The organism is Phormidesmis sp. 146-20 (assembly GCF_052939475.1).
This window is the reverse complement of sequence record NZ_JBJPHT010000066.1, coordinates 19,365-30,916: the sequence shown is the minus strand read 5'-3', so window position 1 is coordinate 30,916 and position 11,552 is coordinate 19,365. Positions and strand designations below refer to the sequence as shown.

Genomic DNA, 11,552 nt, shown 5'->3' with positions numbered 1-11,552 from the left:
CGGTCTGCCACACTCTTAAGATACAAGGGGGCTGAAGCTAAATTAAACGAAGCGAAACCGCGAGAATTACAGGCTGGTTAATTCACGATCCTTAGAATCCTGAATTAAATAAACTTAGCGAATTAATTTGCCGCTCTTCCTACTGCGAAGGCAGAATTCGTGCTTGTAGGCGTGGTTTTAACCGCCAGCTTTTTTAACTCTCGATCGTTCGGTGAAGGTGTGCTGTGATTCTCTCCTATCAAGGACTTTTGTAAAATTGGGCGATCGCTGCTGTAGTTATTTACCGTATCGTCACGTCTGGTTTTTGGTTATGAGAAATGCACCTTTGTGGATTGCGATCGCCGTCGCCTGTGCGGCCGTTGTGGGGGCAAGTATCGCGGCAATCGTTCGTCTAAATTCCCCTCCTCAAACTCCGGTGGCTCAGTCCACGCCCTCACCAAAACCTTCTGCACCTGCACCCACGCCCTCGACTCCGCCCACTCCTGAGCCAAAATTAGAGGACTTTCCGCGTCAAAAAATTGTTCTCAGTGATGAAACTGCTGCTGATCCTGAGTTTGCGGCGTTTCGGAAGCAATTAGAAAAAGCAGTTCAGAAGCGGGATGTAAAATTTGTGTCGGCGCTGATTCCGCGTAAGGGAGTCGCGATGGGATTTGGGGTGCCTCAATCGTTAGAAACTCTAAAGCTCAATGATCCCAAGGCAAGACTGTGGGGGATTTTAGAAAAATCTTTGTCGGCTGGATGCAGCAGAATGAATGTCAGATCGACCACGACTCCTGATGGTTGGATGTGTTCAACGGTGCAGCGTGACTTTGAGAAGCAGTTTCCACCGCCACGAGAGTCAAAGGGGATTGACTTTGCGCTGTCTAAGGTGATTGTAGTGGGCGATCGAGTCAATGTCCGTTCAAGACCCAGCCTCAACAGTTCGGTGATTGCGGTGTTGTCGAATGAAGTGGTGGACTTCGATCGCAGGAGTTTTGAAAACGGTCAGGAGGAACAGATTGAAGCTTATAGTCCGGTTGACGGCTGGACTCCGATTATTTTACCCAATGACAAAAAAGGCTATGTTTTCAATCGCTATGCGTTTCACCCGCTAGAGTATCGCATCGTTTTGCACAAGGTAGAAGGTCAGTGGCAAATTGTGGGCGTTCCGGGTGGAGATTAGGCTGTTTTTAGAATCTATGCGATCGACAACACCGCTTGCCGTAGATTGCCTTGATGAGAAGCTAACAGGCGATCGCTCTCTGCTTTCCCTAATCCCGTCCAGTGCATCAGTAGGGCAAGTTTCACCGATCGTCCACTTTGTTCGAGTAGGTAGCCTGCTTCTTCGCGGCTGAGATCGGTCAGGTCTTGCAGAATACGGAGGGCGCGATCGTGTAGCTTGCGATTGGTGACGGCGACATCGATCATGCGATTGCCATAAACCTTGCCCAACTTGACCATCGTGCCCGTCGAGAGGATATTTAAGACCAGTTTTGTGACGGTGCCCGCTTTGAGTCGAGTCGAGCCAGCCAATACTTCGGGCCCAACCAACAGGCGAATGTCGATATCTACTTCAGCGCTGACTTGATCAGCAGGCACACAGGCAATAAATATCGTCGTCGCCCCTCGCTGTCTGGCCGCTTGCAGTGCACCATGAACATAGGGAGTCGTGCCCCCAGCCGTAATGCCAACGACGACATCGGGTTGAGTAATGTGATGATGCGCGATCGCCGCCGCCCCGTCTTCTGCCAAATCTTCCAATCCTTCAGAGCTTCGCAACAGCGCCCCTGCGCCTCCGGCAATAATTCCTTGTACGAGGTCGGGTGGAGTACAAAAGGTAGGCGGACATTCTGCGGCATCAAGAACTCCCAACCGTCCACTAGTGCCAGCCCCGATATAGAAAAGTCGTCCCCCCTGACGCAGCGCATGAGCCGTTTGATCGATCGCCTCTGCTATCTGAAGTTTGGACTGGGCAATAGCAGCGATCGTCTTTGCATCTTCCCGATTAAACAACTCCACCAATTCCACAGTCGAAAGCTGATCTAAATTCAAGCTTTCAGGATTCACCTGCTCTGTCAGCAAATGACCGCGTTCTAAGGGAGGAGGGAGGAGGGAGGAGGGATGAATATTGGCATCTTCGGTTTGCGGTTCTCGATTCATCCTTACGTCATTCCTGTGTGATTTCAAAATTCTGTCTTAATTCCCAGATCAGGCAAGGTGTGAAGAGAATTCAGAACAAAACTTGAAGCTCTCCATCCCTCATCCCTCCTCGCGCAGCGGAACGAAGTTATCCCTCATCCCTCATCCCTCATCCCTTCCCTACAAAAGCCCTTCCAACTGTCGCCGGATGCGATCGAGTTCGCTGTTTGGCATCTCTGAATCTGGCGGAGGAGCTTCTTTGCCGTCGGGCTGCCAGTCGGTGTCTTCGCGATTGGCTTCGGGGGGAGAGAGGAGGAGGCGATCGAATTCGTCTTGGGGCACAAAGCCTTTGGGAATGAGCTTGGATTCGTAGTCGGCACCTGTGCAAAACTCTTCGATCTCGGTGCGATCGATTTGCTCAACGATCGGGGTGGGAAAGTCTTGAGCTTCGAGCAGCAGGGCATAGCGGGTCGCGTCGTCCTCTTCTTCAAACATCAGAACGACGTTGCGATGACCGATGCTGATGGTGTGAATTCCTGTATTTTCGTTGTTGGCAGTAAACAGGAGGACGAAAACGCGCATGATTCTACAGTAAAGTTTGGTTCATTTTTTAGGGTACTGCAATATCAGCCCTTGATTAAATCTGAATCTGAGGGTGACTCGTTGCGGCGGCTCAAATAGTCAGGCAATTCACCAAACGTAATATTGAGAGTTTGACCTGCACAGGTTTTGTTCTCACAGCCGCGAGTTAATTCGCTGGGTTTACAGAATCTTTGTCCTTATTATTCTTCATCCTCTTCAGGTGGGTCGTCTGGCTCGTTGGAGTCGAGCGATCGATTATTGGGGGGCAACGTTTCAAAGGGAGTCACACTAGCGTCGTTGACGGTGGAATTGGGGGGCGTGCTTTTGCCGCAGAGGTGGCTGAGATCTCGAATCTGACCGTCTTTTAGCTGTTCATAGCAAATTACATTCGGGAGAGCCAGTTGAGCCGTTAAAAATAGATCAATCATCGGAGTCCTCCAATTTCTAGCAGTGCTTTAGTCGAAATGCCTAAGCCCACGATCGCCATACACAAGGCCCCGATCGCTGGGAGACGATGGACAAATTTTAGGGAAACAGGCATGTCTTGAAATAAGTGTTTGGCGTAGACTAGCAGCAAGCCCAATCCGGTCAAAACGCCCGCCAATCCTAGACTAAATGCCAGCACCAGAATGAGTCCAAATGCAACTTTGCCGAGTGCGATCGCTCCTAATAACAACACTAACGCTGCTGGACAGGGCATCAATCCACCCGAAATTCCTAATGCTAAAAGATTGCCCCAGGTTACAGGTGAGTCAGTCGGTAGGTGATCAGTGTGCGAATGACCGTGAGTATGGTTGTGTGAATGACTGTGAATAGGCTTGTGTGAGTGGTCATGTGAATGTTTATGTGAATGATCGTGTGAATGACCATGACTCAACAACGGTATCGACTTTTGGAAAAATCCTAACCGCTGGAAAAATAAACTAAATCCAATTGTAATCACTATTACACCTGATCCTAAACTCAGCCAGGGATAGAGTTGCTCAGGCAAAATATATTCAGCCGCAAATAGAGTGATTAATCCCAGCGCGAAGACCCCGATCGTATGGGTAATCGTCGTAATGAATGCTAAAAACAACGCATGTTGAGGAGTAGCCCGCGTACCGACTAAATACGCTCCGACGATAGTTTTGCCGTGACCAGGAGACAACGAGTGCATGGCTCCCCAAATGAAGGCACCCACGATCGCCACCCAGATGCCATTAGATGAATTCCAGTTGACAGGCAGAGGAGACGATCGCTGATAACTAGGGGTGAGGATAGCTTTCAAATTGGTGAGGGGATGAGAGCCTTCTGAACGAGCTAACAACGGGGTAGCATTTGCAGGAATTTCGCCTTGAGTAAACGACAGATTGACGACAGATTCTTGGAGCGGCGTTGTCAGCAAATCTTGGGGATAATTTTTGAGGGCATCGGTCAAAGAGTTGCGGTAGCTAGAACTATCAAATATGTTCACATTGTTGGGATTGACTACGATTTCTCGCCAACCGATATGAGCGCGATCGTTGTTATCTTCAAATCTCAGTTGATGCGGATCTGATGATTCTAAATCAGGAATGTTGCCTGTCATTTCCCACTCCATTCGCAGCGTAGACAATCCACCTGCGCCGGGAGGCAGACTCACCGTTTTGCTTTTTAGCTGTAAGGGAATGGGGTGGCGATCGACTTCCAGGATCACGTTGTTGGCATAGCGAGGTGCGATTTGTTCTAGATAAGCCTTGAGTTCTTTGTCAGAGGTGGATTTGTCGTGATTAGTGTCGGCAATTTGCAACGCCTGAAACGCTGGAATCTCTGCCATGTCTACAACAGATTGAATAGTAACCTGATGAGGCGCGATCGACAGTTGAGAAAAGTGATTGATCGTAAAATTACCCAGTGGATGAGCAGCCGCAACATCAGCAAATCCAAATAGTTCTACAAAAACTATTAGCAGAAAGATAAATCGATAGAGAAGCGAAAGTACGTTCATAACATTTCTGAAGTGGAGATAGAAAGTAAACGCTAAATGGAATAGAAGATTTATTGATCGACAACACCCATTTGGGCCAACAGTTGATGAGCGATCGTAACTTGTAGAGGATGAAAAACTGGATTAATGCTGAGTGCCCGTTGGAGAACAGTAATTGCTTTGGCGTTCTCTCCAGCGTTGTGATAGATGACTCCAGCGTGATACAAAATTCGTGAATCTGGCGTGTCTAACCGTAATGCTTGATCGATCGCTGTTCTCGCCTCAGACAGTCGCCCTAATTTGCACAAACACCAGGCTAAAGCATCAAACGTGTAGATGTCCGATCGCGTCATGCGTTCCTGTTCGATCAAGTGCAGCGCTTTGTCTAGATGGCTTTCTCGATCTGCCCAAAACAAAACAAGTTGATGAGCGTAAGCTTTCTCAAACGGGTCGCCGCCTGATTTCACCAAAAAATCTACGAGATCATATTGCCGTTCAGCCGAGTCCCGATCGCCCAAATATGCAAACAAATCTCCCAACGCAATTGCAGTATCCGGTAAAGGCATTTGAGACTGCGATCGCTGCCAAAAATTCACTGCCTGGCTCCAATCTTTTGCCGTCAGACGGGCCCGCGCTTTTGCTGACAATGCTAAGGGATATTCTGGGAACGCTTGCAGCGCTTGGTCAATTGCTTGTTCTCCCGCTGTCCAGTTTCCTGCATTGAGTAATTCGAGTCCGAGATGAACCCGATACCAGGCAAGCCCTTCGCGATCGTGATGATTTGCTGTCTGAATTGCCCGACGCAGAAAAGCGATCGCATCTAATGACTTGCCCCGCAGCGAGTGTAAATAAGACAGTCGGGCATAAACCGGAGCGCTCGGATGGTTGGCAGTTAGCGTCTTAGCAGTGGACTGTGCAGCCGTATACGCTCCCAACTCGACCTGAGCATCAATGAGAGCCGTCTCAATTTGGGGATCATGGGGAAACCGAGAAAGCAATCTCTCAGCCAGATCTAGCCCTTCTCGAAAGCGATGTTCGGTGAGCAATAAACTGAGTTGTAGCTTCAGAGCATCTTCATTGTTGGCAGCAACTTTTAAGGACTGCTCCAACGCAGATTCAGCTTTGATCGTATTGCTAAAATCGCCTGTTTCTCGACTTTTGAGCAAGTAAGCAGCGGCTAACTGATTGTAACCATCCGCCTCATCGGGCAAGTATCGCACCAGCGTTTGGGCGGCTTTTAACCGTCGATCGGCAAAGCTTGAAGGAGCAATCTCAGAACTAGCCGCCAGCGTCGATCGACCCTCTAATCCCAACACCAAAATCCCCACCAAAATCAACCCTTTCAACCCCTGCACAATCCTTCGCCAAGACATAGAACGTTCCCTGGTTGCTACTCGATCGCTACAACGAGAATTTGATGACTCTCTTCGCTCTGACTTCAAATCCTGGCAGCCCCCTAGATCCCCCACAAGTGAGGGACTTTGAATCGGCGATCTTGTCTGAAAGTCTCCCAGGATAGGGATTTAGGGGGCAGAAGTGCTAAACAACGGAGCAAAGCATTTCATCAAATTTCCGTTTAACTATTCTTAGGCGGAGGATTACCCGAAAGCGGCGTTCCTAGATAGGGAAAGCGATCGAGAAATGGCACACTCGGACGATCAACCCCATCACCCAAAGTATTGTTAGGCGCAACATTCGTAGCAGGCGTAAAAGGCGTTCCTCCAGCGACAGCCCGCAACTCAATATCTACCACATCATCAATCACACGCCGCCCATTCGGAAAGCCAGCCAGATCGCCGCCGAGCAGTCCCAGACGGTTTTGTTGACCTACGGGAGTCGGAGGAATGGCGGTATTCAGTCGCAACAGTTCGTGAGGCTTGCCATCGGACAAGAACGTCGTGAACTGAGGCGCACCCGGCACAGAATTAGCAGGAATCCCCGTCGCAAAAATCGCCACCAGATCATTGCGGGGTGCAGGCGGAATCGTGATGCCAAACACCGATCGCATCAGTTTCGGCAATTGAGGATCAACCACAAATTGAGCAAACTGAGCATCGTTTTCAGGCTCGCTGGCATTGAATTTGTCCTTTAGACCCAGAGGAATCACGACTTCATTCACCAAAGGACTACCCAGGCGAGATACTTGAATCGGTTTTGAGCAGTTGCCTGTAGAAGAAATCTTGGTCGCACAGCGGCTTGCGGTTGAATAGACACCAATCACTGCATTCGGATCAGTCGGATTGGTGGTCATTTTGCGATTGCGCGTCAGATCCTTAATCGGAACCTCGATCGCCAAGGTATTCACGCTAAACTTCCCGGTGGTATTTCTGCCGCCTGTGTCGCTAATTGACCGAAAATTCAACACATCAAACACACCACCCAGATCAATGTAGAACCCTTCCGATCGTTGTCCCGCAAAGACACGATAGCCATTGTTGAGCGTGTAGACTGCCTGAGAAGCTAGATTTTCATAGTTGGGTGTAGCTCGGCTGCCAATGTTGCTCGGTGGCACCAAAAGCCCTCTTCCTAACACTTTGCGCTGTTGTCCCATGCCCATAAAGCCACGCCGAATCTCGGTCACTGTATAGCGTTGGCGCTGGTTAAAATCGGGGTCATCATTGGTACTAATTACACCGTCTTGATTAGGCGCAACCATACCGAGAACACTATCTTTATTGACGAATTCTGTTTGAAATTTGAAGCGATAAGTAATGTCGTCACCGCCGTCTCCCCGATTGTTGACTTTAATGTCATAGAGAACATCATCCCCAAACGGATAGAACTGTGGCCCCCCTGAAATCGGCTCCAGGGGAATGTGATTCCAGAGCAGTGTAACGGTGTCTTCTCGCCCTGGTTCATAGCTGCGAAACGCATAAACATCCGTGTTGTCTGCTAACGGATCTCCTGCAATCAGCGGGGCTTCTCGATGGCTAGAGGCGAGTGTCGGTTGCTGAACAATTCCCCAACTTAAAGTCAGGCAGAGAAGTAGAGCGATCGACCATCTCAACCGGGTCATAGCGGTCTGTAAGGCTACCATTTTAGTAGTCTCCCAAGTGTGAATAGGTTTTGAGCAGTTCTATGCGCGTAGGTGTTGTCACCGGATGAACGTTCGCATTGAGAAAGCTGTCTATTTGGGATTACGTCCGGGTTTGTCGATCGGATCTCTCACGACATAAATTTGATGAACCCAAAGATTGCGTGGAATGCTGATGGTGCGTTTCGTATGGCTCAATACATTACAGAAGACAGTTTTGTTTAATTCACGATCGTTCGCGCCAACTTAAGAGGAATGGTTGCTTTAAGTCGTCTTGTAAATTCAACCATCAGGTAGATGTAGAGCGACTAAAAGAATCTTTGCGACGGTCGCGGTCTTCCTCAAACTGACTTCTCAAGCCTGAAAGAAGAATTCATCTACTCCTCAGTAAAGACGCACTTCTACGACTGCAAATTTAAGATAGTACAGACTAAATACAAAACTTATATCATCGCGATCGTCTGAAAATTGCTCCAGCAGGAACCCAAATCATGAATACTTCATCTAATCGTCCGCTTGCCGTCGTGACAGGTGCATCCAGTGGCATCGGTTATGAACTCGCAAAACAATTTGCCGAAAATGGATTTGATCTACTCATCACAGCGACTGACTCAAAGATTAACGAAATGGTTCAGACCTTTGAGCAACTTGGCGCTCAGGTCAAAACGGTGCAAGCTGACCTGGCCTCCTATGAGGGCGTTGAAACCCTCTCTGATGCGATTAAAGCAACGGGGCCTGTGGACGCGATCGCCATCAATGCTGGAGTGGGAATCGGAGGTAAGTTTATAGAAACAGACTTGCAGAAAGAGCTTAATTTAATCGAACTCAACGTGGTTTCTTCGGTGCATCTGGCCAAACGAGTCGTAAAACCAATGGTCGAGCGAGGCAAAGGGCGGATTCTGTTTACATCGTCGATCGCCGCTCTGATGCCAGGCCCCTTTGAAGCGGTTTATGCAGCATCGAAGGCATTTTTGCGGTCTTTTTCAGAGGCGCTTCGCAACGAGTTAAAAGACACAGGTGTGACTGTAACTGCTCTGTTGCCTGGGCCCACAGATACCAACTTTTTCAACCGCGCCGAAATGGATGATACTAGAGCAGCCGCCAGTAAGAAAGATGACCCGGCTCAGGTTGCCAAGCAGGGATTTGAAGCGCTCATGGCAGGTAAAGACGAAGTAGTTGCAGGATCGATAATGAATAAGGTTCAGGCAGCGGTGGTTCAAGCTCTACCAGAGCCAGCCAAAGCTGCAATGCATCGCCAATTGACTGAGCCAGGATCGGCGGACTAAATAGAAGGCAACACTGCAACAGAGATCTCGTAGGGTGTGTCAAGTTACGCAAACCGCACTACCCTACGCAATCTTTGGGTTTATTAAATTACGGCCTTAACCATGAGCAGTAGAGAACAAACTATGTCAAATTCAGAAATGCTTTATCGAGAACTTGGCAGTACTGGAGAGCGAGTTTCTGCGATCGGACTGGGCGGATGGCACCTCAGCTTGCCCCATGTAGAAGAATTACTTGCCATTCAGATTGTTCGGACTGCTATCGATCGCGGCATCACCTTTATGGACAACTGCTGGGACTATAACGATGGAGTCAGCGAGACTCGCATGGGTAAAGCACTCCGGGACGGCTATCGAGACAAAGTATTTCTGATGACCAAACTGGATGGTCGATCAAAGCAAGAAGCAACCAAACAGCTTGATGAATCTCTGCGTCGCCTGCAAGTTGATCACATCGATCTTGTGCAGCATCACGAAATTTTGCGCTTTGAGGACCCCCATCGCATTTTTGACCCAGAAGGTGCTCACGCTGCTATCTTGGAGGCTCAGCAGGCGGGTAAGGTGCGCTACAGTGGCTTTACTGGGCACAAAGACCCCTACATTCATCTCCACATGCTAGAAGTAGCAGACCAAAACGGCTTTAAGTTTGATGCAGTCCAGATGCCGCTCAATGTCATGGATGCTCACTACCGTAGTTTTGCAAAGCTCGTAGTTCCAGAACTTGTCAAGCGTAACGTTGGTATTTTGGGAATGAAAAGTATGGCAAACGGAATTTTGCTGCGATCGAAGACAGCTACTGCGATCGAATGCCTCCACTATGCGCTAAATCTGCCTACGTCAGTCGTGATTACAGGAATGGACAGTCTGGAGATTCTTGATCAAGCGTTTAACGCCGTCCAGACCTTCCAACCGATGACAGATGAGCAGGTACAAGCATTGTTAGCAAAAACCGCAGAAGCTGGATCACGCGGGGAGTATGAACCGTTCAAAACCTCCTCTATTTTTGACGGGACGGCTCAACATCCACAATGGCTCGGCGACGAACCCCAACGCATTCAGCAATTGATGTCTGCCTGATCATTAGACTTCCTGCACGAATCATAGATGCCCTCCGACTAAAGTCGGGGCTACAAGAGCAAAGTGTGCCTTCGCACACTAAAGAGGCAATTTTAACCGTTAGTCCACGGAGGTGGACTCTGTTCTGATAGCCGCGTTGCCGAAGGCACTTGCGAAGCTAACCTTAATCGCCAGGTATTCATGCAGGAAGTCTATTAAGTCTATTAGCGTACAGCAGTCTAGTCGGTTTTCTAATAGAGACAACGGTCTACTTGAGGCATGGCGCTACCCTAATATGAGTCTAAAGAAAAGAGTATCAACGTCTCAATCCCTCGCCTCTAATGAACCAGAAGTGAGGGCTTTTTTGAGGCACAAATTGAGGCGGCTGATACCAAATTGATCTTTGAGTGCTACAGATCTTGGAGAGCAGCCTAAATTCCCTACTTGTGTGGGACTTCAAGCTAAGCAGTCTCGGATTCTCAAAGTCCCTCAGACTGGGGGATTTGGGGGGCGAAGGATCTGTAGCATTCACAAATTGATTGGGTATGAGTAATGCAGTTGAGTAGAGAGCAAAGCAAACCGAAAGATAGGCTCGATCGACTTCTAAACTTAGTGCTTTCACGATTTCTTCTATGCTCGAACCCGCTTCTTCAAAAAAGTTGTGGTGTGCCCTTGACGCATTGCAATATGGTGTATTACTTTTGTAGTATAATGCGAAATACAAAGGAGCCAAGCTCTATGACATATCTTTTGAATTGTTCAAATTGAGCTTATTCAGTGCTAGATTCAATCAGTTCTTTAAGCCGTTTTCTGGCAGGTCTCCATGCAGCATTCTCTGTTGACTTTAACCCAGTCAGCGACTCCCGAAACCGCGATCGCGCTTCAGCAAGCATTACGGAAGTGGGTGGTGAGAGAGGATGACTTTGGCACAGTGCAAACGGTGGCTGGCGTGGATGTGGGCTTTGAGGACGATGATTGTATTGCCTGTGCAGCGATCGCTGTGTTGCGGTTTCCTGATCTCCAGGTTCAAGAATCTGTGGTGATTCGTCGTCCTATGAGCTTTCCCTATGTTCCAGGATTGCTGGCATTTCGAGAAGTTCCGGGGGTAATGGAAGCCTTGGCAAGCCTGCAAACTTTACCGGATCTGTTGCTGTGTGATGGTAATGGATACATTCATCCGCGTCGCTGTGGATTTGCTTGTCATTTGGGTGTTTTGAGTGGTTTACCCACAATTGGGGTCGCAAAAACGCCTTACCTGGGAGAACATGAACCACTAGCAGAACATCAAGGGGCGTGGCAACCAATTTATGACGCAGATGAAGTGATTGGAGCCGTCGTTCGCACTCAACCCAACATTAAGCCTGTCTATGTTTCTATTGGACATCGAATTAGTCTAACTAGCGCGATCGACTTTGTATTACGCTGTGCGCCCAACTATCGTCTTCCTGAAACAACCCGTCAGGCAGATCAACTATCCAAAGGACACACGCCTCCAGTACAAGCTACTGAAACATAGGGGTTTGTTCAACAA

The 11,552-nt window shown here is 48.7% G+C and carries 10 protein-coding genes; 4 read left to right on the top strand and 6 right to left on the bottom strand.

Annotated features, from left to right (window positions below):
* Nucleotides 1-310 precede the first annotated feature (310 nt).
* On the top strand, nucleotides 311-1,162 hold the full coding sequence (locus tag ACKFKH_RS30235; RefSeq protein ID WP_446862085.1) for an SH3 domain-containing protein: 852 nt from the start codon (nucleotides 311-313) through the stop codon (nucleotides 1,160-1,162).
* Between the two features lie 14 nt (nucleotides 1,163-1,176).
* On the opposite strand, the gene murQ is transcribed toward ACKFKH_RS30235, so the two are convergent.
* The 6 genes from murQ to ACKFKH_RS30205 form a co-directional block, all read right to left on the bottom strand.
* Complete coding sequence (gene murQ, locus ACKFKH_RS30230) at nucleotides 1,177-2,139, bottom strand: N-acetylmuramic acid 6-phosphate etherase (protein ID WP_446862084.1); 963 nt, start codon at nucleotides 2,137-2,139, stop codon at nucleotides 1,177-1,179.
* Between the two features lie 159 nt (nucleotides 2,140-2,298).
* Nucleotides 2,299-2,700 carry a DUF3110 domain-containing protein gene (locus tag ACKFKH_RS30225; protein ID WP_446862083.1) on the bottom strand — a complete coding sequence of 134 codons (402 nt, stop codon included), beginning with the start codon at nucleotides 2,698-2,700 and terminating at the stop codon, nucleotides 2,299-2,301.
* Nucleotides 2,701-2,900: 200 nt separating this feature from the next.
* Nucleotides 2,901-3,128 carry a hypothetical protein gene (locus tag ACKFKH_RS30220; RefSeq protein ID WP_446862082.1) on the bottom strand — a complete coding sequence of 76 codons (228 nt, stop codon included), beginning with the start codon at nucleotides 3,126-3,128 and terminating at the stop codon, nucleotides 2,901-2,903.
* Nucleotides 3,125-4,669 carry a nickel/cobalt transporter gene (locus ACKFKH_RS30215; RefSeq protein WP_446862081.1) on the bottom strand — a complete coding sequence of 515 codons (1,545 nt, stop codon included), beginning with the start codon at nucleotides 4,667-4,669 and terminating at the stop codon, nucleotides 3,125-3,127. The genes ACKFKH_RS30220 and ACKFKH_RS30215 overlap by 4 nt, the downstream gene beginning before the upstream one ends.
* A 50-nt stretch (nucleotides 4,670-4,719) precedes the next feature.
* Complete coding sequence (locus tag ACKFKH_RS30210; RefSeq protein WP_446862080.1) at nucleotides 4,720-6,021, bottom strand: tetratricopeptide repeat protein; 1,302 nt, start codon at nucleotides 6,019-6,021, stop codon at nucleotides 4,720-4,722.
* A gap of 203 nt (nucleotides 6,022-6,224) precedes the next feature.
* Entirely contained in the window at nucleotides 6,225-7,685 is a 1,461-nt protein-coding gene (locus ACKFKH_RS30205; RefSeq protein WP_446862079.1) for a DUF4331 domain-containing protein, read from the bottom strand.
* Between the two features lie 488 nt (nucleotides 7,686-8,173).
* Between ACKFKH_RS30205 and ACKFKH_RS30200 the strand changes: the two genes are divergently transcribed.
* The 3 genes from ACKFKH_RS30200 (at nucleotide 8,174) to nfi (ending at nucleotide 11,537) form a co-directional block, all read left to right on the top strand.
* On the top strand, nucleotides 8,174-8,968 hold the full coding sequence (locus ACKFKH_RS30200) for an SDR family NAD(P)-dependent oxidoreductase (protein ID WP_446862078.1): 795 nt from the start codon (nucleotides 8,174-8,176) through the stop codon (nucleotides 8,966-8,968).
* A gap of 123 nt (nucleotides 8,969-9,091) precedes the next feature.
* Nucleotides 9,092-10,042 carry an aldo/keto reductase gene (locus ACKFKH_RS30195; protein WP_446862077.1) on the top strand — a complete coding sequence of 317 codons (951 nt, stop codon included), beginning with the start codon at nucleotides 9,092-9,094 and terminating at the stop codon, nucleotides 10,040-10,042.
* An 802-nt stretch (nucleotides 10,043-10,844) separates the two neighbouring features.
* Nucleotides 10,845-11,537, top strand: coding sequence for a deoxyribonuclease V (gene nfi / locus ACKFKH_RS30190; protein ID WP_446862076.1), 693 nt, complete (start codon nucleotides 10,845-10,847; stop codon nucleotides 11,535-11,537).
* The last annotated feature ends 15 nt before the right edge of the window (nucleotides 11,538-11,552 follow it).

Coding starts and splice junctions, on each gene's coding strand:
- ACKFKH_RS30235 (WP_446862085.1), top strand. CDS start 311: ATGAGAAATGCACCTTTGTGGATTGCGATCGCCGTCGCCTGTGCGGCC.
- murQ (WP_446862084.1), bottom strand. CDS start 2,139: ATGAATCGAGAACCGCAAACCGAAGATGCCAATATTCATCCCTCCTCC.
- ACKFKH_RS30225 (WP_446862083.1), bottom strand. CDS start 2,700: ATGCGCGTTTTCGTCCTCCTGTTTACTGCCAACAACGAAAATACAGGA.
- ACKFKH_RS30220 (WP_446862082.1), bottom strand. CDS start 3,128: ATGATTGATCTATTTTTAACGGCTCAACTGGCTCTCCCGAATGTAATT.
- ACKFKH_RS30215 (WP_446862081.1), bottom strand. CDS start 4,669: ATGAACGTACTTTCGCTTCTCTATCGATTTATCTTTCTGCTAATAGTT.
- ACKFKH_RS30210 (WP_446862080.1), bottom strand. CDS start 6,021: ATGTCTTGGCGAAGGATTGTGCAGGGGTTGAAAGGGTTGATTTTGGTG.
- ACKFKH_RS30205 (WP_446862079.1), bottom strand. CDS start 7,685: ATGGTAGCCTTACAGACCGCTATGACCCGGTTGAGATGGTCGATCGCT.
- ACKFKH_RS30200 (WP_446862078.1), top strand. CDS start 8,174: ATGAATACTTCATCTAATCGTCCGCTTGCCGTCGTGACAGGTGCATCC.
- ACKFKH_RS30195 (WP_446862077.1), top strand. CDS start 9,092: ATGTCAAATTCAGAAATGCTTTATCGAGAACTTGGCAGTACTGGAGAG.
- nfi (WP_446862076.1), top strand. CDS start 10,845: ATGCAGCATTCTCTGTTGACTTTAACCCAGTCAGCGACTCCCGAAACC.